We start from the raw sequence: 25,884 nt of genomic DNA on the forward strand, positions 1-25,884 counted from the left end.
CGCGTTACCATGCGTCCTCACACGCACTCACCAAAGGTTCATCAATGCAAATTGCGCAAAATTCCGTTGTCGCGTTCCACTACACCCTGACCAATGATGCAGGTGAAGTGCTGGACAGCTCGGAAGGCCGCGAGCCGCTGACCTACCTCCACGGCGCCGGCAACATCATTCCGGGTCTGGAAAAGGAACTCGAAGGCAAGGCCGCCGGCGACAAGGTCAACGCCAAGGTTGCCCCCGCCGAAGGTTACGGCGAAGTACAGGAGCAGCTGGTCCAGGAAGTGCCGCGTGACGCCTTCCAGGGTGTCGAGAGCATCGAGCCGGGCATGCAGTTCCAGGCGCAGACCCAGGGCGGTCCGCTGATGGTCACCGTGACCCAGGTCGAAGGCGACACCGTCACCGTCGACGGCAACCACCCGCTGGCCGGCCAGAACCTGAACTTCGACGTCGAGATCGCCGAAGTCCGTGAAGCCAGCCAGGAAGAAATCGAGCACGGCCACGTGCACGGCGAAGGCGGCCACGAGCACTGATCAGCGCTACGCTCGTCGGAAGCACCACGAGCATGCATGATCAAGTGCCGGCAAGATCAGGTGCCAGCAGGATCGAGCGCCAGCAGGATCAAGAGCCGGCATGGTCAAGAGAAAGGGCAGCCCAGGCTGCCCTTTCGCGTGTCTGAGTATCACGTCTGATAAAAGACCCCTCGCCTCGCGAGCCACGACCGGGGATCAGCTTCTGTCCTCGGCGCCAGCGCCTCGCTCGATAGCCCTGAGGGTATGATAGCCGCCCCATAGCCGAGTGGCGGTGGTCAGCAGACAGGCCGCGGCAAACAGCCCAGCCAGCACAGGAAAGTGCGCCGGCCACAGACAAAAGGCCACCAGCGCCAGCACGGTCTCGGTACCTTCGGTCAGGCCGTGCAGATAGTAGAAGGCCTTGCGCTGGAAGCGTGGGCGCTCGAGATCATGGCGCGCCGCCATGATGGCGAAGGCCAGAAAGGACGTCCCGGTGCCGGTAAAGGCAAACAGCAGCAGCGCTGCCGGCAAGGCATTGCGCTCGCTGTCGGCCAGGGCAAAGCCGAGCACCACCGCGGCGTAGAAGACGAAGTCCAGCCCGATATCGAGAAATCCCCCGGCATCGCTGGGCGTACCCCGACGACGCGCCAGCGCCCCGTCCAGGCCATCGGCGAGTCGATTGAGGAGGATCGCCGCCAGCGCCCATCCATAGGCCTGAACGGCCAGCAGCGGCAGTGCCAGCAAGCCGACAAGAAAACCCACCAGAGTGACCTGATCAGGCGTCACCTTGCAGCGCTCCAGCATCTTGACCAGAGGCGCCAGGGGCGCCTGGGTTCTGGGCATGGTCCAGCGATCCAGCATAAAAGTCTCGTCAGCAGTAAAACGTCGATTCGGTAGAAGGAAAGCACAAGCGGCGGGCCAGGGCCCACCGCTTGTGTCTTCAGGTCCAGGCTACTGCCTGGGCGGTTCGCTCAGTCGTTGGACTGGGCAGAGGACAGCGACGATGCTTCGTGTCGCTCGGGGCTCGCACCGGCTCTGTCTCCCGTCACCGGCTGGCTTGAGGAATCGGCGTCGCCTCCCCCGCCTCGCCGCCAATTGAAGTAACGCTCCAGATACCCCAGGACCCGCTCGGGCTTGTTCGCGTTCTTCCACACCCCGGCGGCGGCCTTTACGGCTTCCGAATGGGTCGGGTACGGGTGGATGGTCCCCAACAGCTTGTTCAGTCCGATACCGCGGGTCATTGCCAGGGTGAACTCCGCCAGCATCTCGCCAGCGCCAGCACCGACAATGGTGGCACCGAGAATGCGATCCTTGCCTGGTACGGTCAGCACCTTGACGAATCCGGTGGTATCGCCCTCGGCGATGGCCCGGTCGAGCTCGGACAAGGAATAGCGGGTGACCTCGAAGGGCACCTTTTGCTCCTCGGCCTCGCGCTCGTTGAGCCCCACTCGCGCCACCTCCGGGTCACAGAAGGTGACCGCCGGCAGCGCCCGATAGCTCACATTGAAGCGCTTGAACTCGCCAAACAGGGCATTGACGGTGGCGTGCCAGGCCTGGTGGGCGCTGGCATGGGTCAGCTGGAAGGGCCCGACCACATCGCCACAGGCCCAGACATTCGGCAGCACTGACTGCAGCCCGCCATCCACGTCCAGGGTGCCGTTGTCTCGAGTGCCCACGCCCAGTTCTTCAAGCCCGAGCCCCTCGACGTTGGCCTGTCGACCCACCGCCACCAGCAACTGATCGAACTCCAGTTGCTCGATACGTGTCTCGCCTGCCTCGTTGACCTCGATCTCGAGTCGATGGAGATCACCGTCACCGGCCACCACCTTGAGCGCCCGGGTCGACAGGCACAGCGTCACGCCGCTGGCCTCGAGCCCCTGAGCCGCCTCCCTGGCGACGTCCTCGTCTTCGCGTGGCAAGAGTTGCGGGCCCATCTCCACCAGGGTGACCTGGCTACCCAGCCGGGCGAAGCTCTGGCCCAGTTCACTGCCGATCGGACCACCACCAAGCACCACCAGGCGCTTCGGCAATGCCTTTAGCTCCCACAGGTTGTCGGAGGTCAGCACCTCGATATCCTCGATCCCCGGCAACGGCGGGACTCTGGGGCGGGCACCGCTGGCGATGATCACGTGACGGGTGGTCAGCACCTGTTCGCCAACCTGCACCCGCCAGGGATCGAGCAGCCTGGCATCTCCTTCGACCACATCGACGCCCAAGCCCCGATAACGTTCCGGACTATCATGGGGCTCGACCTCGGCGATGGCGCCATGGACGTGGCCCATCACAGCGGCGAAGTCGACGCTTGGCTCACCGGCGCTGACACCATAGGACGGCGCCCGACGAATGTCCTCGGCGGCGCGAGCGGCGCGAATCAATGCCTTGGACGGCACACAGCCGGTATTGAGGCAGTCGCCGCCCATGCGGTGGCGCTCCACCAGGGTTACCTTAGCCTTCACCGCCGCAGCAATATAGCTTGCCACCAGGCCCGCCGAGCCCGCACCGATCACGACGATATCCCGGTCAAAACGCGACGGGCACTGGTATTCGGCGGCGAGCCGGCGACGCTTGAGCACCGCCACCACGGCCTTGGCGATCCAGGGAAACAAGCCGATCAACACAAAGGACAGGATCAGCCCTGGCGACAGGATGCCCGCCAGCGACTCGAGTTCACCCAGTTCCCGGCCAGCATTCACGAACACCATGGTACCCGGCAGCATGCCGAGCTGGCTGACCCAATAGAAGGTGGACAGACGCATGCGGGTCAGGCCGACCACCAGGTTGATCACGAAGAAGGGGAAGATCGGAATCAGCCGCAGCGTGAACAGGTAGAAGGCGCCTTCGCGCTCGATGCCGCCGTTGATTCGCGCCAGCTGGCGCGAAAAACGCGTCTCCAGCGTCTCACGCAGCAGGGTCCGGGCGATCACCGCGGCAAGGGTCGCGCCCAGCGAACTGGCAAAGGACACCAGCACCAGACCGATCCAGAAGCCGAACAAGGCCCCCGCCAGCAGCGTCAGCAACCCCGCCCCAGGCAGCGACAGCGCCGCCATCACGATATAGACCGCGAAGAAGCCACCGGCCACGGTCCAGGGGTCCTCGTGGAACCACTGTTGAAATTGCGCCTGCTGGGCCTTGATCGCGTCCAGCGTAAAGGCCTCGTTGGCGCCGGTGACAAAGAACGCCACCACTGCGACGGCAATCAGTGCCAGCAAGATCCATTTGTTACGGGTCACCCGCGTCTCCTTCTAGGTCAACTGGTGTCGATGATCGGGTCGATGATCGATAGGTAGCCGTGGCCAGCAGCAGCGGCACCCGTTGTCCTGCGCCCGTCCTGCGACGAGACGATGACGTTACCAGGAGCTGTGCGGCCGGCTATCGGGATGCAATCGAGATTAGCAGTCTGCCTGAGTCGCGCACAGGCGACCGAGCCTTACGACCGAAAATGCAAAAAATCATCCCCTTATCGACAGCGCATGTAAGGATGCGCCTGCCACAATGACTGAACCAACCGGGAACTGCCCTACTCGAACCTTACAATGACGCCATCCTGACGGAGCCTACGAATGCGATATCCCTTCAATCAGCGTACCTTCCTGCTGGCCGGCCTGCTGACTGGTGCCGTGCTTTCCACGACCCCCGCCCTCGCCGCCGAAGAGAAGGCCATCTTCGCTGGCGGCTGCTACTGGTGTGTCGAGGAAGCCTTCGACAAGATCGATGGTGTCGAGGCCACCATATCCGGCTTTGCAGCAGGTAACACGGAAAACCCGACCTATGAACAGGTGGGCGCCGGTGGAACCGGGCACGCCGAAGCCGTCGAGATTACCTACGACAGCGACAAAGTGAGCTACCAGGATCTGCTCTACGTCTTCTGGCGCAATATCGATCCCTTCGTCGCCAACCGCCAATTCTGCGATGTGGGAGATTCCTATCGCTCTGCCCTGCTGCCCTTGAACGACGAGCAGCGTGAACTGGCCGAGGCCAGCAAGGCGGACATCGCCGAGCGCTTCGACCAGCCGATCGAGACCACCATCGAAGATCCTGGCACCTTCTATGCCACCAAGGATGAACACCAGGACTACTACCAGAAGAACAAGGTGCGCTACACCTTCTACAAGAACTCCTGCGGCCGCCCTGACCGGCTAAAGGAAATCTGGGGAGACGAAGCCATGCCCCACGAGGCGCCAGAGCAGTCCGCAGCGTCCTAGGGCGCGGCGCTGACAGCAACGTCATGCCACACCGATCGACCCTGGTGCGAGCCAAGGTCGATCGGTCTCTGCAACGCATCTGCAACCTATCGGCAACCGCGTCGCAGTAGCGGACTCATACGTGTTCGAGTCGACGCTCGACGACGCACTGGTGTTGTGCACGCTGCAGCCGCTTTCCTAGCCGCCAGGACAGCCAGCCCGTGGTCGCCAGCACCAGCCAGCTGGCCGCCACCACCCCAGGCCAGCCCCGCCACAGCCAGAACGGCTCGAGCCACAGCGGCCCGAGACTCGCCCCCAGGTAGTAGAACACCAGATAGAGCGCCGATGCGCCGCCTCGTCCTTCGCGGGCCTGGCGACCGACCCAGCCCGAGGCGGTGGCGTGGCACAGAAAGAAGCCGAAGGCGCTGAGGGTCAAGGCGGCAATGATGACGGCGAGCATCGGTATCAGGGACAGACCCAGCGCCAGCATCATGATGACAACGCCCAACCCCATGGTGGCGGGCGCTCCCGCTCTGGCGACGACCCTGGCAGATAGCGTCGAGCCCAGAGTGCCGCCCAGGTAGGTCAGAAACAGCAGGCCCAGCCAGCGGGGCCCGAGAGCAAAGGGTGCCTCGGCCAGACGAAAGGTCATGTAGCTGTACTGGTTGATGAACACCAGGAAGTTGAGACCACCGATCAGATAGGCCGACAGCAGCCATGGGTTGGCCAGGTGGCCACGCATCTGGCGGCAGGCGTGCCCCACTCGAAAGGGTTGAGGCGCAAAGGCACGGGCCGCCGGCAGCAGCCACCAGAACACCGCCACGCCCACCAGGGTCAAACCGCCAATCGCCACGAAACTCGCCTGGACGCCATACCATTCACCGATGACGCCTCCCAGCACGCGACCACCGATACCGCCCAGGGTATTGGCCGCGATATAGAGCCCCACGGCTCGACTCATCGCCTCCGGCGAGAACTCGTCGCCCATCCAGGCGATCGCCACCGCCGGCAGCCCTCCCAGGGCGACCCCCTGCAGCACGCGAGCGACCAGCAGCCAGTCGAGCCCAGGCGCAAATGCCGCCAACAGTGTCGCGACAGCTGCCACCGACAGGCTCGCACGCATGATACCGCCCCGCCCGATGGCGTCGGACAAGGGCCCATAGACCAGCAACGAGAGCGCCAGGGTCAGGGTGGCAAGCGACATCACCAGGCCCACCTTCAGGGTCGAAGCCTCATGGGTATCGCGCAGCAGCGGCAGCAATGGCTGGGGGGCGTAGAGGTTGATGAATACCAGCATCGAGCCCAGACACAGAGCGAGGGTCGCCCTGCGCCAGGCAGGGGTATTGGCGTGAATCATGGCGGTCTCCGGTTGGCCTCGCCCATCTTCCATGCTTCACTACCATCACACCAACAGAAGAACATGATGCTATCCATCACATTCCCTTATGTCGCTACCCTTTGACCTGCGCTCGCTGTCGCTGTTTGTCGCGGTGGTGGACCACGGCGGCTTCAGCGCCGCCGCCCGCGCCCGTCACATCGCCCAGTCCGCCGTCAGCCAGACCATCGCAGGCCTGGAGCGACGCCTCGACACTCGTCTGTTCGAACGCCATGATCGGCGTGTTCGACTGACACCAGAAGGTGAGGTGCTACTGGAACATGCCCGACGGCTACTCGCCGACGCCAGTGCCACCGAACTGGCGCTGAAGGAACTCAACGGCCTGGTAAAGGGCGAAGTGCGCATCGGCATCCCCTCGATGCTGGGCTCCTACTATCTGCCGCCGCTGCTGATGGGCTTTGCCGCACGCCACCCTGGCATCCGCATGACGGTGATCGAGGCGGGCGCCCGCCGACTGCAGGCAATGATCAAGGCCCGCGAGCTGGACCTGGGAATCGTGGTCGAGGATGGCAGTACCTGCGAACTGGAAACCGAGGCCCTGCTACGTGCCGAGATGGTGGTCTGCACGCCCCGGGACCATCCCTTCACGGCACGCCACAGCGTGACTCCGGAAGCCTTTCTGAGCGAGCCGCTGGTGCTGTTTCAGGACGGCTATTTTCACCGCGAGTTTGTCGACGCCATGGCCCGACGGCTGGATATCCAGCCCCGCCTGACGTTCCAGTCGAATCTGATCCCGCTGACCAAGGCCATCGTCCGCCAGGGCTTTGGCATCACCACCTTTCTGCGCCGGGTGATCGAGGAAGATGACCTGTCGGCGGTGCCCTTTGACCCCGCCGCCTGGCTGACCCTGTCGCTGGCCTGGCAGCCCCAGGGCTACCTGTCACGCGCCGAGCGCGCCTTTATCGACTACGCCCTGTCGCAACGAGACTCGTTGTAGCCCTGGAGGCGCCGAAGGCTCGCCAAGGACTGGCCGAAGCCTCGCCAACCAAGCCCAAGGCTACCCAACGCAAACGGGGCGAGCCCAGTGAAAGGCTCGCCCCGTTCTGGTGGCGACGTCGATGGCGCCGAGGACGCTTCAGCCGCCCATGCCCGCCGGGCTGTAGGCGAACTGGCGCATGCTCAACCGGGTGGGTTCCAGCGGTCGACGCGCCTGCCAGTAGTAGCGGCGCCAGTAGCTGTTGTCCAGCTTGGAGATCATCACACCGCGCGACGATGAGGCGTGCAGAAAGCGACCCTGGCCGACGTAGATGCCGACGTGGCGGTTGCCCGGAGGACGAAAGAACACCAGGTCGCCGGGAGACAGCTGATCACGTGTGATCGGTTCGCCGGTATGGACCTGACTGCCGGTGGTGCGCGGCAGCTGCACCTGGAAGGCGTCGCTGAAGATGTTCTGCACCAGCGCCGAGCAGTCGATGCCGCTCATGCCGGTGCCGCCAAAACGATAGGGCGTACCCGCCCAGCGATCGTGCTCCGCCATCAGCGCCTCGCGGATGGCAGCGGCGGGATCTTCAAGGAAGCTTCCCCCTGCCGCTGGGTCCTCCAGCGGGGACATGCGCGAGGCGGCGCGTTCGGCCAGGCTCGGCATATCGCGGGAAAAGTAGTCGTTATCGGCAGTATTCTGGTAGTTCGATGCCGCACAGCCTGACAGCAGGCCAAGCAACACCATCGCCGCTGTCACGCGGCTTGTCTGGGCGACGCTCATGCGACACACACCTCATTCCCTGAACCGGCCTGGCTGACGGCCTGCCGGCGCCCAAGAGCCGCTGTGGAAGTGACGCATTCGTGTCACTACCATAACGCCCCTCAGCTGCAAGTTTGACAATTCGGCCTCCTTCTTGATGGGAGGCCTGACGAAAGATCAACACGATACTAGCCAAAATTATCCGATCTGACGATAGATCAGGACAATTTTTTGGCGTTTTTTTCTGCTGTTTCGCGACGATCAGTGCAGGGTTCGTCCATCTCCCGGCAAGGTATCGATGTGAAGCGGTGCCCAATGGCGGGGACGCGCACCCGGGAAATCCAGGCTAGCCCAGGTGCCGGCGAGGGGCGGAGCGCCCGACAGCCAGGCCACCAGCGCCTGGCGGAAGCTGGCCAGAAACGCTTCGCGCTCAGGGGTTTCCCCCATGAAGAACGAAAATCCTGCATAGAGACCCCGGGCATACTCCTGCCAACCGGCGTAGTGCTCCGACGCCAACTGGTGCGCACGCTCCAGCAGTGCCAGGAAGTCCTGCTGAGCCAGCCAGCCCAGCTGGCGCCCGGCGATCGCCAGGTCGACCGCCTGGGCCAGGTCCCAGGCACACATGTCGACGTCATTGCACTGGTCGGCGTTGTCACGTACCCGCAGCAGGCGCTCCAGATGATTGCGCTCTTCCTCGTTGCACTCACCGGACTCCAGGGTCGCAATCTCGGAATTCAGGCGCGCGCTGTTGAGGGTGTAGGGCGCGTAGTTGATCTGATATTCCTGGCGATCACCGGCGTCCAGCAGAAAGCGCACGAAATCGATCAGCTCGGTGGCGGAGTGCAGGCCGTAGTGTCCATCGATCCACTCCAGGATCGAAGCCCCTTCCCGGTCGCTTTCCGGCTGCGGCAGGCTCCAGGCGGCGGTGTTCAAGGGTCCCACCAGCGACAGCGCGGTAAAGTGCATCAGGCTCGGACGCTCGCCAGGCTCGCGCCAATCGCCGCTGCGCCACTCGAGCCAGTGGAACAGGCTACCCGGATCGTCCAGGTGCCAGCGAATCTCGTAGGTCAAGGAAGGCTGATCCGGTTCCGGCAACAGCGCATCCCAGGTCGCCCAGGCCTCGAGCAGGCGCTTGGGGGTGCTGTAGAACCGACACAGCACATCGCGCAGGGACGCCGCCATATCGGTCAGGCTGTCCTCGTCGAACTGCTCACTGTCCATGCTCATCAGCAAGTAGAAGGCATACTTCTCGGCCATATGGATGGTCGCCGAATGGCGGGTCGCCCTGGCCAGGCCATCACGACCTGCCAGATCCGCCTGGGGCGCATCACCAAAGGGGGTTCTGGCCGATGGCAGCGCTCGATGCGCCGCGTCAGCCGCCAGCTGATTGAGATGATGGGCCTGGGCCGGCAGCCAGTAGCGCACCAGTGAGCGGGCGCCCTCGTCGGGGTGCAGATCGAGGGTCTCCGCCAGGTACTTGCGCGCCTCGTCACGACGCGCCTGGGGCAGCGGCGGAGTCGGCCCCTGACGTGCCGCCAGCTCGGGTTCACGCACCGAGGCCAGCGCCAGCACCCAGTGGCGAGGCGAGGCGCGCCACTGCCTGGCCGCCTGGCGTGATGCCTCGACCTGCTCCTGGTCGAGCAACTCCTGCAACGAGCCATGCCAAGGGCTCACCGGCGATCCCATCAGCAACTGCCAGTCGGCTGCCAGGGTCGGCAGTCGGTCCTGACCTTCGAACAGACCACGGCCGCGCTGATAGGAGCGCGCCAGGGCGCTCCAGTCACTGTAGCGACGCTGGACCAGATCGCCTGCGTGATGCGCCAGCAGCGACGCTTCCTGGGGTGTCAGCCAGCCGATGCAGCTACCGGCCCAGGCCAGATCCACCGCCCTCAGCCAGTCCCAGGCGGCCCACTCCAGCGGCTCCCCCTGATCCACGTAGCGGCACAGAAGGCGGCCGTATGGGCGCTCCTGAGGCGCCAGCCCCTCACACCAGGCCTGGCGTTCGCCGGCACTGACGGCCATCAACCGCGCGGCGTCGATATCCCAGCCCTGGCGATCGCCCTGACTGGTCAGCCACAGCAAGGCGCGCTTGAGATCCTCGGCGCCATGAATCTGCCAGACTTCCCCCAGCCAGGCCTCGACCCCGTCCCAGTCATCGATGCTGGCCGGCGTCATCAGTACCGGCGAGAAGGCCGCCCGCAATCGCCAGACACGATCTTCCGGGCTGTCGGGCCAGAGAGCGGCGGCAGGCTCGCGACTCAGCGCAGTGCCGAGCAACGGCCAGGTGATGCCGGCGCCCTCGCCTTCCAGCTTCGACAGCGCCCGGCAGGTATCGAGCAAGCCCTCATCGCCGCGAAGCCAGCCTTCGCCGCTGCGGGAGGTGCAGAGTGCCTCCAGCCATTCATCCAGGCTTGCGTGACGATGGTGGATGTCGCTGCACAGGCGTGCTGCCCAGCCACGACTCACCTCGGCCGACATCCATCCCGACGCCCCTGCCAGGGCCACCAGCTCAAGCGCTCCCAACAGGTGGGAGGCAGGCACCGTGTTCGCAGCATTGAGCTCGAGCAGGCGCCACCCCAGTTCGCCCCGGTCGGGGATCTCGAGGGCGGCCAATCGCTCACGTGCCGCCTCTTCAGGCAGCATCAAGGGGTCAGGCATAAAGGCCCAGTCGCACAGCACCAGTTGCTGAGCCCACCAGGCATTGAGCGGATCAACCAAGTCTCACCTCGCAGAAACACGGAGTCAGGCCAGCCCGGTCCGGCCTGACACAAGGCGCCAAGGACCATCGCTTCGGGCAGCTAGAAGTCGGCGACACAGTGTACCGGAAACTGTTCGCCACGCCGATGGCGATTGTTGCCGATAGATCTTCCAGACCTGGGTCTCGAGGGCCCGGCAAGCCTCATCGATGCATTCTTCGAACGGGCGTAAAAAATTCCGATCACAGCCCTTGGCGAGATGTTTCAAATAATGCACACTCGTCAATCATGACATAACACCCCTCTTCTCTGACCCTTTCCGGAGCTCCCGCATGTCCCACGTTCAGGACCTGATCATCGACAAGGCGTACATCGGCGGCCAGTGGCGTGACGCCGATCGCCACTTCAGCGTCACCAATCCCGCCACCGGCGAGACCCTGGCCGAGGTGCCGGACTTGAACGCCGAGGAAGTCCGCGAAGCCATCGGTGCCGCCGATGCGGCCTGGGCCGGCTGGAAGCGCAAGACCGCCAAGGAACGCTCGGCCCTGCTGCGCGCCTGGTTCAACAGCATCATGGACCACCAGGAAGCCCTGGCCGAACTGATGACCCGTGAACAGGGCAAGCCGCTGGCCGAGTCCCGTGGCGAGGTCGCCTACGGCGCTGCCTTCGTCGAGTTCTACGCCGAGGAAGCCAAGCGTGTGGCTGGCGAGACCCTGCCGGGCCACGGACCCGACAAGCGTATCCTGGTGTTCCGCGAGCCGGTCGGTGTGGTCGCCGCCATTACCCCCTGGAACTTCCCGCTGGCGATGATCACCCGCAAGTGCGCTCCGGCCATGGCCGCCGGCTGCACCGTGGTGGTCAAGCCGGCCGAGGCCACCCCGCTGACCGCCCTGGCGCTGGCCAAGCTCGCTGAAGACGTGGGCATCCCCGCCGGCGTGCTCAACGTGGTGACCTCGAGCTCCCCGCGCGAAGTCGGCCCGGTACTGACCGGCGATGCCCGAGTGCGCAAGGTGTCCTTCACCGGCTCCACCCCGGTGGGCAAGATCCTGCTGGCCCAGTGCGCCGACACCGTGAAGAAGGCCTCCATGGAGCTTGGCGGCAACGCGCCCTTTATCGTCTTCGATGACGCCGACCTGGACGCCGCCGTCGAGGGTGCCATCGCCTCCAAGTACCGCAACTCCGGCCAGACCTGCGTATGCACCAACCGCTTCCTGGTTCAGGACGGCGTCTACGATGCCTTTGTCGAGAAGCTGGCCAAGCGCGTGGGCGAGCTGAAGGTCGGCAACGGCCTCGAGGACGGTGTGGTTCAGGGTCCCCTGATCAACTCGGCAGCGGTGGACAAGGTGCAGTCGCACATCGCTGACGCCCTCGACAACGGTGCCCGCCTGGTCGCCGGCGGTGAGGCCCTGGAGGGCACCTTCTTCCAGCCCACGGTACTGGCCGACGTGACCACCGACATGCGTGTCGCCCGGGAAGAGACCTTCGGGCCGCTGGCCCCGGTGTTCCGCTTCTCCAGCGACGACGAAGCCATCGCCATGGCCAACGACACCGAATTCGGTCTGGCCGCCTACTTCTATGCCACCGACTATCGCCGTATCTGGCGCACCATGGAACAACTCGAGTACGGCATGGTCGCCATCAATGAGGGCATCCTCTCTACCGAGCTCGCCCCCTTCGGCGGCGTCAAGGAATCGGGTCTCGGTCGCGAAGGTTCACGCCATGGCCTCGATGAGTACACAGAGCTGAAGTACGCCTGTGTCGGCGGCCTCTAAGGGCCAGCCCCGTCTCCCCGGGGCACGCCCTGCGTGTCCCGGACCTAGCGTCTACCCTATACATTCAGTGCCCTCAAAGGAGTCACGACATGAATAACGCTCAGCTGAACGAACTCAAGGACAAGTACGTCGCCAAGGGCGCGGCCAGCCCCGCCACCGCCTTCGCCGACCGCGCCAAGAACGCCGAACTGTGGGATGCCGATGGCAACCGCTTCATCGACTTCGCCGGCGGTATCGGCGTGCTCAACATCGGTCACTGCCACCCCAAGGTGGTGCAGGCGGTCAAGGACCAGCTCGACAAGGTGATGCACACCTGCCAGACCGTGATGCCCTACGAGGGCTACGTGAAGGTCGCCGAAAAGCTCGCAGAGATCACCCCGGTGCGCGGTGAGGCCAAGGTGATGCTGGCCAACTCCGGCGCCGAGGCGCTGGAAAACGCGGTCAAGATCGCCCGCGCCGCCACCGGCCGCAACAACGTCATCTGCTTCGACGGCGGCTACCATGGCCGTACCTTCATGACCATGGCGATGAACGGCAAGGTTGCCCCCTACGCCAGCGACTTCGGCACCATGCCGGGCTGCGTGTTCCGCGCCGGCTACCCGGTGGCCGAGCACGGCATCAGCGAGGAAGAGGCGGTGCGTCGCCTCAAGATGGTGCTGAAGACCGACGCCAACCCCAAGGATACCGCCGCCATCGTGCTCGAGCCGGTACTGGGTGAAGGCGGCTTCTACCCCGCGCCGCAGAGCTTCCTCGAGAAGATCCGCGAGATCTGTGACGAACACGGCATCCTGATGATCGTCGACGAGGTCCAGAGCGGCTTCGGTCGTACCGGCAAGATGTTCGCCATCGAGCACAGCGGCGTGAAGCCGGACCTGATGACCATGGCCAAGAGCATGGCCGCAGGCATGCCGATCTCCGCCGTGGTCGGCACCGCCGAGCACATGGACGCCTCCGGCGGCAACTCGCTGGGCGGCACCTACTCCGGCAGCCCGGTGTCCTGCGCCGCGACCCTGGCGGTGATGGAGGTGTTCGAGGAAGAGGACATCCTGGCCAAGAGCCAGGCGCTGGGCGACAAGCTGGCCAAGCGTTTTGCCCAGTGGGCGAGCGACTTCGACGCCGTGGTCCACCCGCGCAACCTGGGTTCCATGGCCGCCTTTGAACTCAACGGCAAGGACGGTCAGCCGGCTCCGGATCTCGCCGCCGCCCTGTGCAAGCGTGCCCGGGAGCAGGGCCTGATCCTGCTGTCCTGCGGCATGTTCGGCAACACCATCCGCTTCTTGATGCCGGTCACCATCGAGGACAAGGTACTCGAGGAAGGCCTGGACATCGTCGAGCAGAACCTCAAGGCCCTGGTCGGCAGCGAAGCCGCCGCCACCGCCTGATCGTGAAGCCTTGACGGCCTGAGCCGTCAGCCGATGACGCCACCGGCCCCGCCGGTGGCGTCGTCGTTTGTGGGGGTTGGCAACACTATGCCGAATCAAGCTAGGGTAAGGGTCCATCCATGGACGCGAGGGACCCGACCATGCAAGAGGACGAACTGGGCATTCTGGGCGTTGCCGCGCTGACGGAGCACTATCGCAGTGGCGACGCCTCCCCCCTGGAAGCCACCCGGGCGGCGCTTGCGCGCATCGAGCGCTTCAACGACGCCGTCAATGCCTACACCTACGTCGACGCCGAGGGTGCCGAAAAGGCGGCCAAGGCGTCGGCACGTCGCTGGGGCCAGGGCAAGCCGCTGAGTCCGATCGACGGTGTTCCGGTCTCGCTCAAGGATCTGACCAACGTGGCCGGCATGCCGACGTCCAACGGCTCGCTGCTGGGTTCAAGCGAGCCCTGCGATGCCGACGCGCCACCGGCGAAACGCCTGAGAGAGGCCGGCGCCATCCTGCTGGGCAAGACCAACACCCCGGAAGACGGCTGGAAGGCGGTCACCGACAATCGGGTGTTCGGCGCCACCTGCAACCCCTGGGATACCCGCCTGACCGCGGGAGGCTCGTCCGGCGGTGCTGCCGCCGCAGCGGCCCTAAACATGGGGGTGTTGCACCAGGGCGGCGACTCCGGCGGCTCGATCCGCATTCCTGCCGCCTTCTGCGGGGTGTTCGGCTTCAAGCCGACCTTCGGCTGGACGCCCCAGTGGCCGCCGGCGGAAGAACCGACGCTGTCCCATATCGGGCCCATCGCCCGCAGCGTCGACGACGCCGTGGCGATGCTCAATGTCATTGGCCGCTACGACTATGTCGATCCCTACGCCACCCGGGGCCAGCCGGAGGACTGGGGCCAGGATATCGGCAAGGGGCTCGAGGGACTGCGCATCGCCTTTTCCACCGATCTGGGCTTCGCCGAGGTGGACCCTCAGGTCGCTACACGGGTCAGAGAAGCGGCGGATCGCATGCGGGATCTGGACGCGGAGATCTGCGAGGTGGATCCAGAGCTGCCCTCGCCGCTATGGATCTTTCAGCGGCTGTGGTTCACCGCCTCGCTGGAGATGGTCTCGCAGCTCAGCGACAGCGAACGCGCCAAGCTGGACCCCGGCCTCTACGAGAACGCCCTGCGCGCAGAAGAGTGGAAGGCCGTGGAGCTGTTTCGCGCCCAGGCGGCCCGAGCCGAGCTGACCATGCGTCTTGAGCAGTTCAACCAGGACTACCACCTGCTGATGACGCCCTCGGTGCCGATCAGCCCCTTCGAGATCAACCACCAGGTGCCGCCGGGTAGCCAGATGCGCGACTGGGAGGAGTGGGCGCCGTTCTCCTACCCCTTCAACCTGAGCCAGCAGCCGGCCGCCTCGGTACCCTGCGGTTTCACCGACCGTGGCCTGCCGGTGGGTTTCCAGCTGGCCGGCGGCAAGTTCGACGACGCCCGGGTACTGCGCGCCTGCCACGCCTTTCTCGAGGCACATCCCCCGCGCTTCCCGACCCTGCCGGACCCGGCCCAGCGCGCCGGCTGAGCGGTGCATCAGGCCCCTGGCAGGGGCCAGCTACGACAAGGGCCCGGTGCAGTGCACCGGGCCCCTTGCGATGACGGCGAGTCGCCGCCATTCGGTCGCTGATCAGAGCGCGCTAACCGCGTAGCTTGCCCACACCCCACAGCAGCACCACGGCACCCACCACCGCTGTGACCAGTGAACCGATAAAGCCGCCGCTGGACAGCCCCACCAGGCTGAACAGCAGGCCGCCAATCAGGGCACCCACCACGCCGACGCCGATGTTGCCGAGCAGGCCGAAGCCGCCGCCACGCATGATGTTGCCCGCGATCCAGCCCGCCAGACCACCGATGATCAACCACGCGATAAAGCTCATTGCGTTCTCCTTTCGTCACTGAATGGAAACTTGCGAATCATTCACCCTCGCTCCTTCGACCAAATCCCTTGACCAGGGCGCGAGGTGCCGCGTCGATCGCCCGGGGACGATCTTCACCGTTCACAGCTATACCATTACATCAATGCATACGAAAGTAGGGATATGTCACGTAATGTGAGACGCGACAGCACGAATACCGTCCGGTGACGCTGGGTCAGCGCCGATGACAGGCCCTTCGTCGCGGCTAGAATCGGTTGCCGGGCTGGGCAAGAAAGGCCAGTTCCTCGGCGGTGGACGCTCGTCCCAGCGCCTCATTGCGCTGAGGATAGCGACCAAAACGCACCAGCACCTCGCGGTGGCGATGCTCGTGGTGCAGGTTGTGCTCGAGTCCCGGTTGGTCGAACAGGCGCAGCGCCTCGTCGTGCACACGCAACGACTCGCTGTGCATATAGGGCATGTACAGGAAGGCTCGCCAGGGAGGATCGAGCACCCGATCTGCGCGCTGGGACACCGCCTCCTGGGCCAGTACCAGGGCCTGACCGTCACAGGCGAAGGCTCGCGGCTCGCCGCGGTAGATGTTGCGAGAGAACTGATCGAGCACCAGGATTTCCGCCAGCCGCCCGCGGGCCGAGGTACGCCACTGCCAGGTCTCGCCGGCGGCCGCCGCCGCCACGGTCGCACCGAAGTCATGGCGGATACGGCCATCCAGCGCATCATCCTTGGCAAACCACTGTTTTGGTGTCAGCGTCTGAAACCAGAACTCGATCACTTCGTCGGCTCGCACCACCCTGTCGGTCATGGCAGACTCCCCTTCGCTCGCTTGTGACCCAGGCGGCCGCGCCCTTTCGCTCGCGGGTTCCGCCACGTCGCCTCTCTGCCACAGGATGCCCAGGGACAGCCCATGACCTCGTTTGAACTGCTTCGATCGCTCGCCGTGGTGTTTCATCTCACGGGCTTGCTGGTCTGCCTGCTCGGCCTTCACCTGGCACGCCACCCGCAGCGCCGATGGCCCGGTCGTGCACTGGCCCTGTGCGGCTTTATCATCGCGGCAACGCCGACACTGCTGCAACTGTTCGGCATCATCGAGCCTGTGCCGATTTCAGCAGCTCCGCCAAACTGACCCGCTGCGACAAAAGACGTATGGCTCGCCACGGCGAGCCGATTAGACTTGCGATCACGTAGTTGGAATACGCAACCGTCGGTTAACTTAATCCTTTAAGTTCGACGTCTTTCTGGAAAAAGACGAAGACTTTCGGAATTTCCACCGACTTGACGTCAATGCGACACTGCGCGAACCCGCGCTGCTTCAGCGCCAAAAGATGCACTGCAGCAGGCAGGATGACGCAAGCGCTGCAAAGATACTTCCTGGGTGTCGGCGCCACTGGTCTGCCAGCTGGCGCTCGGCACGGACATCGACCCAAGTGCGGTAATCGCCATGCCCCCTGTGGGAGGTGGCTCACGACCACGCCGCACCGGACAACGACCGCAAGGATGACACCATGCCCCTACTCACCTTCGCGTCCTTCCTGTTCTTTACAGGACTGGTCGCCTTCATCACCTGGCGCATCACCCGCCGTGACGACCATTCAAGCACCAGCGGCTTCTTCCTGGCGGGCCGCAGCCTGACCTTCCCGCTGATCGCCGGCTCGCTGTTGATGACCAACCTGTCCACCGAGCAGATGGTCGGCCTCAACGGCTCCGCCTTCACCGATGGCCTCAGCGTGATGGCCTGGGAGGTGGTGGCGGTCATGGCGCTGGTGGCGCTGGCGCTGTTCTTCCTGCCGCGCTTTCTGAAAAGCGGCATCGCCACCCTGCCCCAGTTGCTGGAGATTCGCTTCGACAAGGGCACCCAGCTGATCACCAACGTGATCTTTCTGATCGCCTACGCGGTGGTACTGCTGCCGATCATCCTCTACTCCGGCGCCATCGGCCTGCAGGGCATGCTCGACCTGTCCGGGCTCACCGGCATCGAATCCAGCACCACCCTGCTGTGGCTGACGGTGTGGATCGTCGGCATCATCGGCTCCATCTATGCCCTGTTCGGGGGCCTGCGCACCGTTGCCGTGTCGGATACCCTCAATGGCGTCGGCCTGTTGATCGGTGGCTTCGTGATCGTCTACTTCGGCCTTCAGGCGGTCAGCGACAGCGGCGGTGTGCTCGCCGGCTGGGAGATCCTCAAGGAATCCAACCCCGACAAGATGAACTCCATCGGTGGCAGCGAGCAGAGCGTCCCCTTCTTCACCCTGTTCACCGGCGTCTTCCTGATCAACGTCTTCTACTGGACCACCAACCAGCAGATCATCCAGCGGACCTTCGCCGCCAAGAACCTGGCCGAGGGCCAGAAGGGCGTGCTGCTGACCGGCTTCTTCAAGCTGCTGGGGCCCCTGTACCTGGTCCTGCCGGGCATCATCGCCTACCACCTGTACGCCGATCAGGGCGTCAAGGCTGACGCGGCCTACGGCCACCTGGTGTTCAACGTGCTGCCGGCGCCGCTCACCGGCTTCTTCGCCGCGGTGATGGTCGGCGCCATCCTGTCTTCCTTCAACTCGGCGCTGAACTCCACCACCACCCTGTTCAGTCTGGGCCTCTACAAGGCGGTCCTGAAGAAGGACGCCACCGAGGCTCAGGTGGTCAAGTCGAGCCAGGTGTTCGGCTGGATCATGGCCATCTCCGCGATGATCATCGCGCCTCTGCTGGCCGGTCAGGAGAGCCTGTTCGGCTACCTGCAGAAGATGAACGCCATCTACTTCATCCCCATCCTGGCGGTGGTGGTGGTCGGCCTGCTGACCCGTCGGGTTCCCCCCATGGCGGCCAAGATCGCCCTGGTGGGTGGCTGCCTGGCCATCTTCTGTGGCTACTTCATCCCGCCCTTCAACAAGCTGCCGGTGATCATGCACGAGTTCCACTTCGTCGCCCTGGTGTTCGTGCTGCTGGTGGCATTGATGCTGGTGATCGGCAAGCTGCGCCCGCGCGCCGAGGCCTGGAAGCAGGAGGACGTGGGCGCCGTCGACCTGACGCCCTGGAAGGGCGCCGTGCCGGCGGGCATCGTGTTGGTGATCCTGGTCATCGCCATCTACCTGGCCTTTGCCGGCTGATGCTCCCGATCTCCGACGGACCAGAACCTGACGGTCACCACGGTCTGCTCTGACCACGACGCCCCGCCCTGTCAAGGCGGGGCGTCGTCGTTGTGGACACCATATGTCCATATCGGTGGGGTAATGGTCCTTGCCGACATTCCTGACCTCCCCCAGACTCCAGAGACTCGCTGTCGCGCCGTTGTCAGGTGCGTCCCCCCTTCTCTGGAGCCCCCATCGTGACCACGACTCGAAACGTCGCCCTGCTGGCCTACCCCGACTGTCAGATGCTCGACGTCAGCGGCCCCTGGCAGGTCTTCGCCAGCGCCAACTACGTGCTGGGCAAGACTGCCTACCGGCTACGTCTAATCGGCCGAAGTGCGAGCGAACTGGTCACCAACGGCGGTCTGCGACTGCTGCCGGATCTTGACTGGGAAGGGTGGGAGAGCGAACTCGACGAGGCCCCCGATGCTGGCGGCAACGGCCGCGACCTGACCACCCTGCTCATCGCCGGGGGCCACGGCGTCTTCGTCCAGTGCCAGCAACAGCGCTGGCGCGAACGACTGACGCGGGTGGCGCCGCACCTCGGGCGCCTGGGCGCCGTCTGCACCGGCGCCTTCCTGCTGGCCGATGCTGGCCTGCTCGACGGACGCAGCGCCACCACCCACTGGCGCCACTGTCGACGGCTTGCCGACGACTTTCCGCAGGTAAGAGTCCAGGCCGATGCGCTCTACGTCCATGACGGCGGGCGCTACACCAGCGCCGGGGTCACCGCCGGCATCGACCTGGCGCTGTCGCTGGTCGAGAGTGATCTGGGCGCAGAAGCCGCCGCAGCGGTGGCCCGCGAACTGGTGATGTTCCTCCATCGCCCCGGCGGCCAGTCCCAGTTCAGCGAACTGCTGTCGCGCCAGCATCGTTGCGGCCCCCGTCTGCGCCCCTTGATCGATCGGCTGCACGCCGACCCCGGCGGCTCCTTCGATCTGGAGAGCATGGCCGACAGCCTGAAGATCACCCCACGCCACCTGACCCGGCTGTTTCGCCACCACCTGGACACCAGTCCCGGCGAGTACCTCACCGGACTGCGCCTGGAGGCGGCTCGGCGCGAACTGGTGCGTGGCGAAACCTCGCTGGAACGCCTCGCTTCACGTTGGCACCTGGGCACCAGCGAACAACTGAGACGCCAGTTCCATCGCCACTATGGCGTTTCGCCATCGGTCTACCGTGCGCGCTTCGGCGCCGATTCAGCGAACCATCGCTGAGCTACCGCCTCAGTCTTTTTTATCCACGACCTTCATTACCGGAGACTCCGCCATGCCCCCTGTGACTTCATCCCGCCTCCCCGGCGGTGTGCTTCTGCTGTCGCTGTGTCAGGCGCTGCTGGTGAGCGGCAACATTCTGTTGATCGCCGTCTCGCCGCTGATCGGCCAGAGCCTGGCGCCCTCGCCCTGGCTGTCCACCCTGCCGGTGGCGACTCAGTGGCTGGGGTTGATGCTCGCCACCCTGCCGGCCTCCTTGATCATGGGCCGATTGGGGCGCAAGCGAGGCTTCGTGATCGGCAACCTGATCGGCTTCGCCGGCACGGTAGCCGCCTACCTGGCGCTGCTGGCCAATCACTTCGCCGCCTTCGCCGTGGCGACCATGGCAATTGGCGTGGGCATCGGCTTCGGTCAGCTCTATCGCTTCGCGGCGATCGAGCTGGCCCCGAGCGGCGCCAGGGACAGGGCCATCGGTCTGGTCATGGGCGGTGGTGTGCTGGCCGCCTTCTTCGGCCCCTGGCTTGCGCGTATCAGTCAGGATGCTGTCACGACGCCCTTTCTCGGAAGCTTTGTCGGCCTGGGAGCGCTCTACCTCATCGCCCTGGCCCTGTTGCTGGTGGTACCTTTGCCCCCGCTGGACCCGAGCACCCGTCATGGCAAGAGACGTCCGCTCGGGGAGCTGCTGGCACAGCCCAAGCTTTGGCTTGCGGTACTCGCCGCCATGATCGGCTACGGCGTGATGAACCTGGCCATGACCGCTACCCCCCTGGCCATGGCCTCCGATGGCCACGCCTTTCACCACGTCTCGATGACGATTCAGTGGCATGTGCTGGCGATGTTCGCGCCCTCGTTCTTCACCGGCCAACTGACCCAGCGGTTCGGCACGACACGCATGATCGCGCTGGGTTGTGTGCTGCTTTGCGCCAGTGCCCTCAGCGCCCTGGCACCCTCCAGCCTGGCGGGCTTCAATGTCACTTTGATCCTGCTGGGACTGGGCTGGAACTTTACCTTTCTGCCGGCCACTGGCCTTCTGACCGAGTGTCACCTGCCCGCAGAAAAGGCCCGTGTTCAGGCCGCCAATGAGTTCCTGGTGTTCTCCACTGCGGCGATCACCGCCCTGGCGGCCGGCCCGCTGATCCAGTGGCTTGGCTGGCAGACGCTCAATCTGTGGCTGTTGCCGATGGCTGCCCTGCCGCTGATACTGATCGCGGCGCAGCGTCTTGCCTTTGACGCCGGTCGCCCCCAGATTAAGGAATAACTTTCACCGACGGAGTGGCAATGCCAACGGACCTGACCCGTGATCTGATGGACCTGATCGAGCGCGGCCGAGACCGCCAGTTGCGTCTGGCGGTGACCGGGCTATCTCGGGCCGGCAAGACGGCATTCTTGACCTCCCTGGTGGACCAGTTGCGTCACGCCGGGCTCGAGGCGCGGCTCGACCTGCTCTCGGCCAGCCGCGAGGGGCGCCTGCTGGGCGCCCAGCGGGTTTCCCAGCAGGATCTCGCGGTCCCCAGGTTTCCCTTCGACCGAGCCCGCGCCAGCCTCGAGAGCACGCCTCCCGAGTGGCCCCAGCCCACCCGTGGCATCAGCGAGTTGCGCCTGAAGATTCGCTATCGCCCCGGTCGCCAGCAGTGGTTGCGACCCGATACCGCCGAGCTGACCCTGGACCTGTTCGACTATCCTGGCGAGTGGCTGCTCGACCTGCCGCTGCTGGACCACGACTTCCTGAGCTGGAGCCTCGCCCAGTGGGACGCGGCGGGGCCAGCAAGGCGCGCCATGCTGGCCGACTGGGAAAGCGCGGTGCGTGAACTTCGGCTCGACGACGAGGCCGACGAGGCCCGCCTGGCGGAGATCAGCGAGCGCTACGCAGAAGGCCTGCGCGCCGCCAGGGAGGCCGGCTTCTCCGACCTTCAGCCCGGCCGCTTTCTGCTGCCGGGGGAGCTGTCCGGCGCCCCGGTGCTGCAGTTCTTCCCCCTGCCGGGGCTGGAGCAGGCATCGTCCGACGACCTCGAACGGCTGCCCGAGACCAGCGTCTACCGTACCCTGGCCCGACGTTTCAGCTACTACCAGCAACATATCGTCAAGCCGTTCTACCGCGAGCACTTCCGGCGCTTCGATCGCCAGATCGTGCTGGTGGACGTGCTGGGGGCACTGAACGCCGGGCCGGAGCGCTTCGAGGATCTGTCCAAGGCGCTCCATCGTCTGATGCAGAGCTTCAACTACGGCCAGCGCAGCCTGTTCTCGCGGCTGTTCACGCCACGCATCGACCGCCTCGCCATCGCCGCCACCAAGGCCGACCATGTGACCCCGGAACAGCATGCCCGCCTGGTCGGGCTGCTCGAGGCGTTGCTGGCCGAACCACTGAAGAACCTCAAGTACGCCAATATTCCGGTCAAGGCCATGTCGCTGGCGGCCATTCGCGCCACCGAGGCCCGCGAAGTCACCCACCAGGGCAGGAAATCCCCCGCGCTCAAGGGCGTCACCCTGGAAGGCGAGCCCTTGCTGGCCTTCCCCGGCGAGGTGCCCAGCCGCCTGCCTGACCCGGCCTTCTGGGATCGCCAGGGGTTCGATTTCACCGCCTTCCGCCCTCAGCCCTCGACCACCGGTGCGCTGCCCCATATTCGCATGGACCTGGCGCTTGACTGGCTGATTGGAGACAAGCTCGCATGACTCGAGATAGCCGTGACGACCCGCGCCCTGCGGTACGCTTCGCCGATGACGACGATGCGCCCTCCGCTGCCGGCGTCGACAACACCACCTTCAGTGACCCGCGTCCGGGCCTGCGCTTCGACGATCACCTGGATAGCCGAGCGCTGACCCCGGCCGAGGCGCCGGAAACCGATACCAAGGTCGACCTCGAGGGCTCTCTGGGACGCCCACGCAAGCGCCGCTGGGGCCTGATAGCAGTGCTGGGAGCGGCGGTGGGGCTAGGCGGCGCCGAGCTGGTGACCGGGGTCCCCGCTACCCTGGCAGGCGGTGACCTGATCGCCACCGGCTGGCAACTGCTGGGACTTGCCACCATCGGCCTTGGCGGGCTCGCCCTGAGTCGGGAGCTGTTTCGCCTCAGGCGCCTCAAGCGCCACGACCAGTTGCGTGAATCCCTGGCCGAATTGCCGTCGCGCTCCCCCAGGGACGCACTGTCGATGGTCAGACGGCTCAAGCATCAGCTGGCCCTCGGCGACGACGATCCCCATTGGCTGGCCTTCGAGGCGGCCCGTGAAGACCACCACGACGGCCGTGACCTGCAGGCGCTGGTGGCCCACCATCTGCTCGCCCCCCGTGACCGGGAAGCGCGCCGGCTGATCTCGCGCATGAGCGGAGAAACCGCCGTGATGGTGGCGGTCAGCCCGCTGACCCTGGTCGACATGGCACTGGTGGCCTGGCGCCACCTGGCGATGATCGATCGCCTGTGCCGACTCTACGGATTGGAGCTGGGCTACGCCGCCCGGGTACGCCTGCTGCGCAGCGTGCTCTATCAGATGGCCTTCGCCGGCGCCACCGAGCTTGCCGCCGACGCCAGCATGCAGATGCTGTCGCTGGACCTGGCCGGGCGGCTGTCCACCCGCGCCGCCCAGGGCCTCGGCGTGGGGCTGCTGGGGGCACGTCTGGGACTGCGCACCCAGCGTCTGGTGCGCCCGCTGGCCTTCGACCCTGACGAGCGCCCCCGAGTGGCGGACCTGCGCCGCGATCTGTGGCGCCAGCTCAGGCGCATGGAGGCACCGAAGAAGGACGCCTGACGGCCCAGGATGGTGTGGAGCGCCGGCCGTGACATGGCATCGGCCGGCGCCGAAGACAGATGCCTAGCGATCCAGCCGCTCGAGCACTTCCATGACTTCCTGACAGGCGCCCATGGTGTGGTAGTCGACCTTGCCGGCAGGGCTCTTCAGGTTGTCGTAACGACGATTGTCCGGCGTCAGGATACGCACCCAGGCGCCATGGTGGTGGTCGATCATGTGCTGCCAACTGTAGTCCCACAGCCGCTGGTACCAGCGTCGATAGCTGGCCTTGCCAGTGACCTCCCAGAGCACGGCGGCCGCGGCGAAGCTCTCCGCCTGGACCCAGAAGTACTTGTCGCCGTCACATACCTGCCCGTCAAGATCCAGGCCATAGACCAGGCCGCCATGGGTCCTGTCCCAGCCCGCTTCGCAGGCGCTCGAGAACAACCGCTCGGCGGTGGGGATCAACCAGGCATCATCGCGATAGCGTGCCAGCAGCACCAGCAGCTTGGCCCATTCGGTCTGGTGGCCCACCTGATAGCCCCAGGGACGGAACAGATGCTTGGGATCGTCGCGGTTGTAGTCGAAGTCGCGCTGCCATTGGCGGTTGTAGTGCTCCCAGATCCAGCCATGGGGATGGTCATCGCTGGCCTTGGTGATCGCGCGGGCGATGGCCATGGCCTGGTCCAGATAGGGGATCTCGCCGGTGGCCTCGAAGGCGGCGATCAGCGACTCACAACCATGCATGTTGGCGTTCTGGCCGCGATAGTCGCTGAGATTCCAGTGCTCATCTGCTTCATCGGCGAAGCGCTGCCACTGGGGTTCCCAGAAGCGCTTGTCGAGCATGGCGTGTACCCGACCGATACCCTCGTAGGCTTCATCGATGCTGGCGCGATAGGCCTCGGCGTAGGCCAGCAACACGAAGGCCAGGCCGTAACAGTGATGGGTGGGGTCTTCGACCTTTCCATCGCGCAGGGTCCAGGCGTAGCCCTGATGGCGCGTCTGGAAGTGGGCCTTTTCGAGATAGGCCAGACCATGGCGGGCCCAGTGTAGATACTCGGGATTGCCGGTCTGGCGAGCAAAGCGTGCATAGGTCACCACGAAACGTGTACTGGAGACCAGATGCCGATGTCCGGCGTCGACGATGTGGCCATCGTCACGAAAATACTGGAAGAAACCGCCGTGCGGATCGATCGCCCGCGGATGATAGAACGCCATGGTGTCGCGCACATGGCGATCGAGAAACATCGGGTCAAATCCGTTCATCACTGCCTCCTGTTACAGGGGATGCAAGACCTCGGTATGACGGCGCTAGCCCGCCGCCCCACCACTGCCCCAAGTGTGGCCTCAGTGTAGCGCGCTGCCTTTGCCTCGGCCGCCCGTCAACCGTCCAGCCCAAACCGCTGCCGCAGGTGCTGAGCCACCGCTGCCTCGGCGTGGTGACCGATCACGCGGGCCTCGGGCAGGTCCTCGGCCAGCCTGGGATGGGCGTTGGCCATCACCTGGGCCTCGCCGGCCAGCGCCAGCATCTCCAGATCATTGAGGTTGTCGCCGAAGGCCAGGCAACGGGTGGCGGGGATGCCGAGGTCGTCAAGCAGTGCCGAGACGGCGGTGCCCTTGTTGACCCCGGCGGCCATGATCTCCAGCGAATGACTCATCGAGTAGGTGATGTGAAGCGCCTCCCCTGCCGCTTCCCGGGCGCCGGCTTCGATGTCGGCGAGCAGACTGGGGTCACCGATATAGAGCACCTTGCCGACCCCCTGGACGTCCATCTCTCCCGGTCCCTCTACCCGGTAGCCAAAGCCGGTGGCCTCGTGCAGCGACAGCAGGCCCGGGGCGTGATCATCGATCACCCAGGCCTCGTCGCGGTACATGTTGAGGCGTACGTCGGGATGACGCGGCAGCTGGATCAGCGCCTCGACCAGCTCCGGGGCGAGGTGCGCCGACCGCACGCAGCGGTCGTTCGGGTCCAGTGTCCAGGCGCCGTTGCTGGAGATGATATGGGCGTCCACCCCCAGGCGATCGCGAAAACCGATCATGTCGCGATGATGACGGCCAGAGGCCAGGGCGATACAGTGGCCATCGGTGGCCAGTCGACGCAGCGTCTCGACGGTCAGCTCGGCCAGGTCATGGTTGGCACCCAGCAGGGTACCGTCGAGGTCGGACACGATCAGGTGAGGCAGCATGGCGACTCCGGGTCTTCAGGGGGAACGGGGAAGTCTACACCAGATGGCCAGGCGTAGAACGCCAGCGGCGGCACACCCTGAAGTGTGCCGCCGCTGGCGGTAAGGCGAGATGACCGCAGGTGGCGGG

21 protein-coding genes are annotated in these 25,884 nt (G+C 65.2%); 12 read left to right on the forward strand and 9 right to left on the reverse strand.

What is annotated here, in order from left to right; genetic code table 11:
* Positions 1–44 precede the first annotated feature (44 nt).
* Complete coding sequence (locus NH448_RS02995; RefSeq protein ID WP_045992921.1) at positions 45–527, forward strand: peptidylprolyl isomerase; 483 nt, start codon at positions 45–47, stop codon at positions 525–527.
* A gap of 195 nt (positions 528–722) precedes the next feature.
* On the opposite strand, the gene NH448_RS03000 is transcribed toward NH448_RS02995, so the two are convergent.
* Together NH448_RS03000 and NH448_RS03005 are read right to left on the reverse strand one after the other, a co-directional pair.
* Positions 723–1,367: a CDP-alcohol phosphatidyltransferase family protein gene (locus NH448_RS03000; RefSeq protein ID WP_045992922.1), complete on the reverse strand. Its 645-nt coding sequence runs from the start codon at positions 1,365–1,367 to the stop codon at positions 723–725.
* A gap of 110 nt (positions 1,368–1,477) precedes the next feature.
* On the reverse strand, positions 1,478–3,736 hold the full coding sequence (locus NH448_RS03005) for a bifunctional TVP38/TMEM64 family protein/FAD-dependent oxidoreductase (protein ID WP_045992923.1): 2,259 nt from the start codon (positions 3,734–3,736) through the stop codon (positions 1,478–1,480).
* Between the two features lie 330 nt (positions 3,737–4,066).
* Here NH448_RS03005 and msrA point away from each other — a divergent pair, with 330 nt between their 5' ends.
* Positions 4,067–4,708, forward strand: coding sequence for a peptide-methionine (S)-S-oxide reductase MsrA (gene msrA / locus NH448_RS03010; protein ID WP_045992924.1), 642 nt, complete (start codon positions 4,067–4,069; stop codon positions 4,706–4,708).
* A gap of 115 nt (positions 4,709–4,823) precedes the next feature.
* Here the strand turns inward: msrA and NH448_RS03015 are convergent, their stop codons facing one another.
* On the reverse strand, positions 4,824–6,044 hold the full coding sequence (locus NH448_RS03015; protein ID WP_045992994.1) for an MFS transporter: 1,221 nt from the start codon (positions 6,042–6,044) through the stop codon (positions 4,824–4,826).
* An 88-nt stretch (positions 6,045–6,132) separates the two neighbouring features.
* Here NH448_RS03015 and NH448_RS03020 point away from each other — a divergent pair, with 88 nt between their 5' ends.
* Entirely contained in the window at positions 6,133–7,020 is an 888-nt protein-coding gene (locus NH448_RS03020; protein WP_045992925.1) for a LysR substrate-binding domain-containing protein, read from the forward strand.
* A gap of 138 nt (positions 7,021–7,158) precedes the next feature.
* On the opposite strand, the gene NH448_RS03025 is transcribed toward NH448_RS03020, so the two are convergent.
* Positions 7,159–7,785: an NlpC/P60 family protein gene (locus NH448_RS03025; RefSeq protein WP_231498679.1), complete on the reverse strand. Its 627-nt coding sequence runs from the start codon at positions 7,783–7,785 to the stop codon at positions 7,159–7,161.
* A gap of 240 nt (positions 7,786–8,025) precedes the next feature.
* On the reverse strand, positions 8,026–10,482 hold the full coding sequence (locus NH448_RS03030) for a DUF1266 domain-containing protein (RefSeq protein WP_045992926.1): 2,457 nt from the start codon (positions 10,480–10,482) through the stop codon (positions 8,026–8,028).
* A 310-nt stretch (positions 10,483–10,792) separates the two neighbouring features.
* On the opposite strand from NH448_RS03030, the gene NH448_RS03035 reads away from it, so the two are divergent.
* The 3 genes from NH448_RS03035 (at position 10,793) to NH448_RS03045 (ending at position 15,173) form a co-directional block, all read left to right on the forward strand.
* The gene (locus NH448_RS03035; RefSeq protein WP_045992927.1) at positions 10,793–12,232 is read left to right on the forward strand and encodes an NAD-dependent succinate-semialdehyde dehydrogenase; all 1,440 of its coding nucleotides are present in this window, start codon (positions 10,793–10,795) and stop codon (positions 12,230–12,232) included.
* Between the two features lie 89 nt (positions 12,233–12,321).
* Entirely contained in the window at positions 12,322–13,614 is a 1,293-nt protein-coding gene (gabT, locus tag NH448_RS03040; RefSeq protein ID WP_045992928.1) for a 4-aminobutyrate--2-oxoglutarate transaminase, read from the forward strand.
* Positions 13,615–13,754: 140 nt separating this feature from the next.
* Positions 13,755–15,173: an amidase gene (locus NH448_RS03045; protein WP_253028412.1), complete on the forward strand. Its 1,419-nt coding sequence runs from the start codon at positions 13,755–13,757 to the stop codon at positions 15,171–15,173.
* A gap of 112 nt (positions 15,174–15,285) precedes the next feature.
* Here NH448_RS03045 and NH448_RS03050 read toward each other — a convergent pair whose 3' ends face one another.
* On the reverse strand, positions 15,286–15,525 hold the full coding sequence (locus NH448_RS03050) for a GlsB/YeaQ/YmgE family stress response membrane protein (protein ID WP_045992930.1): 240 nt from the start codon (positions 15,523–15,525) through the stop codon (positions 15,286–15,288).
* Between the two features lie 244 nt (positions 15,526–15,769).
* Positions 15,770–16,324 (reverse strand): DUF924 family protein, encoded by a 555-nt coding sequence (locus NH448_RS03055; RefSeq protein ID WP_045992931.1) that lies wholly within the window; start codon positions 16,322–16,324, stop codon positions 15,770–15,772.
* A gap of 102 nt (positions 16,325–16,426) precedes the next feature.
* On the opposite strand from NH448_RS03055, the gene NH448_RS03060 reads away from it, so the two are divergent.
* The 6 genes from NH448_RS03060 (at position 16,427) to NH448_RS03085 (ending at position 23,592) form a co-directional block, all read left to right on the forward strand.
* Positions 16,427–16,645, forward strand: a complete 219-nt coding sequence (locus NH448_RS03060; protein WP_045992932.1) for a hypothetical protein — start codon at positions 16,427–16,429, stop codon at positions 16,643–16,645.
* Between the two features lie 379 nt (positions 16,646–17,024).
* Complete coding sequence (locus NH448_RS03065) at positions 17,025–18,620, forward strand: solute:sodium symporter family transporter (protein ID WP_045992933.1); 1,596 nt, start codon at positions 17,025–17,027, stop codon at positions 18,618–18,620.
* 218 nt (positions 18,621–18,838) lie between these two features.
* Positions 18,839–19,858 (forward strand): helix-turn-helix domain-containing protein, encoded by a 1,020-nt coding sequence (locus NH448_RS03070; protein ID WP_239452550.1) that lies wholly within the window; start codon positions 18,839–18,841, stop codon positions 19,856–19,858.
* A gap of 52 nt (positions 19,859–19,910) precedes the next feature.
* Positions 19,911–21,113 (forward strand): MFS transporter, encoded by a 1,203-nt coding sequence (locus NH448_RS03075; RefSeq protein WP_045992934.1) that lies wholly within the window; start codon positions 19,911–19,913, stop codon positions 21,111–21,113.
* 20 nt (positions 21,114–21,133) lie between these two features.
* Positions 21,134–22,525, forward strand: coding sequence for a YcjX family protein (locus NH448_RS03080; RefSeq protein ID WP_045992935.1), 1,392 nt, complete (start codon positions 21,134–21,136; stop codon positions 22,523–22,525).
* Complete coding sequence (locus NH448_RS03085) at positions 22,522–23,592, forward strand: TIGR01620 family protein (RefSeq protein ID WP_052704360.1); 1,071 nt, start codon at positions 22,522–22,524, stop codon at positions 23,590–23,592. Before NH448_RS03080 ends, NH448_RS03085 begins: the two co-directional genes overlap by 4 nt.
* Positions 23,593–23,655: 63 nt before the next feature.
* Here the strand turns inward: NH448_RS03085 and NH448_RS03090 are convergent, their stop codons facing one another.
* Both NH448_RS03090 and NH448_RS03095 read right to left on the reverse strand, forming a co-directional pair.
* Positions 23,656–24,837 carry an AGE family epimerase/isomerase gene (locus NH448_RS03090; protein WP_045992936.1) on the reverse strand — a complete coding sequence of 394 codons (1,182 nt, stop codon included), beginning with the start codon at positions 24,835–24,837 and terminating at the stop codon, positions 23,656–23,658.
* Positions 24,838–24,953: 116 nt separating this feature from the next.
* Positions 24,954–25,757: a Cof-type HAD-IIB family hydrolase gene (locus NH448_RS03095; protein ID WP_045992937.1), complete on the reverse strand. Its 804-nt coding sequence runs from the start codon at positions 25,755–25,757 to the stop codon at positions 24,954–24,956.
* Between the last annotated feature and the right edge of the window lie 127 nt (positions 25,758–25,884).

This window comes from Halomonas sp. OfavH-34-E (genome assembly GCF_024124525.1).
GTDB lineage: Bacteria > Pseudomonadota > Gammaproteobacteria > Pseudomonadales > Halomonadaceae > Halomonas > Halomonas litopenaei.

Coding starts and splice junctions, on each gene's coding strand:
- NH448_RS03060 (WP_045992932.1), top strand. CDS start 16,427: ATGACCTCGTTTGAACTGCTTCGATCGCTCGCCGTGGTGTTTCATCTC.
- NH448_RS03080 (WP_045992935.1), top strand. CDS start 21,134: ATGCCAACGGACCTGACCCGTGATCTGATGGACCTGATCGAGCGCGGC.
- NH448_RS03090 (WP_045992936.1), bottom strand. CDS start 24,837: ATGAACGGATTTGACCCGATGTTTCTCGATCGCCATGTGCGCGACACC.
- NH448_RS03085 (WP_052704360.1), top strand. CDS start 22,522: ATGACTCGAGATAGCCGTGACGACCCGCGCCCTGCGGTACGCTTCGCC.
- NH448_RS03075 (WP_045992934.1), top strand. CDS start 19,911: ATGCCCCCTGTGACTTCATCCCGCCTCCCCGGCGGTGTGCTTCTGCTG.
- NH448_RS03045 (WP_253028412.1), top strand. CDS start 13,755: ATGCAAGAGGACGAACTGGGCATTCTGGGCGTTGCCGCGCTGACGGAG.
- NH448_RS02995 (WP_045992921.1), top strand. CDS start 45: ATGCAAATTGCGCAAAATTCCGTTGTCGCGTTCCACTACACCCTGACC.
- NH448_RS03055 (WP_045992931.1), bottom strand. CDS start 16,324: ATGACCGACAGGGTGGTGCGAGCCGACGAAGTGATCGAGTTCTGGTTT.
- msrA (WP_045992924.1), top strand. CDS start 4,067: ATGCGATATCCCTTCAATCAGCGTACCTTCCTGCTGGCCGGCCTGCTG.
- NH448_RS03050 (WP_045992930.1), bottom strand. CDS start 15,525: ATGAGCTTTATCGCGTGGTTGATCATCGGTGGTCTGGCGGGCTGGATC.
- NH448_RS03015 (WP_045992994.1), bottom strand. CDS start 6,044: ATGATTCACGCCAATACCCCTGCCTGGCGCAGGGCGACCCTCGCTCTG.
- NH448_RS03000 (WP_045992922.1), bottom strand. CDS start 1,367: ATGCTGGATCGCTGGACCATGCCCAGAACCCAGGCGCCCCTGGCGCCT.
- NH448_RS03020 (WP_045992925.1), top strand. CDS start 6,133: ATGTCGCTACCCTTTGACCTGCGCTCGCTGTCGCTGTTTGTCGCGGTG.
- NH448_RS03025 (WP_231498679.1), bottom strand. CDS start 7,785: ATGAGCGTCGCCCAGACAAGCCGCGTGACAGCGGCGATGGTGTTGCTT.
- NH448_RS03095 (WP_045992937.1), bottom strand. CDS start 25,757: ATGCTGCCTCACCTGATCGTGTCCGACCTCGACGGTACCCTGCTGGGT.
- NH448_RS03065 (WP_045992933.1), top strand. CDS start 17,025: ATGCCCCTACTCACCTTCGCGTCCTTCCTGTTCTTTACAGGACTGGTC.
- NH448_RS03035 (WP_045992927.1), top strand. CDS start 10,793: ATGTCCCACGTTCAGGACCTGATCATCGACAAGGCGTACATCGGCGGC.
- gabT (WP_045992928.1), top strand. CDS start 12,322: ATGAATAACGCTCAGCTGAACGAACTCAAGGACAAGTACGTCGCCAAG.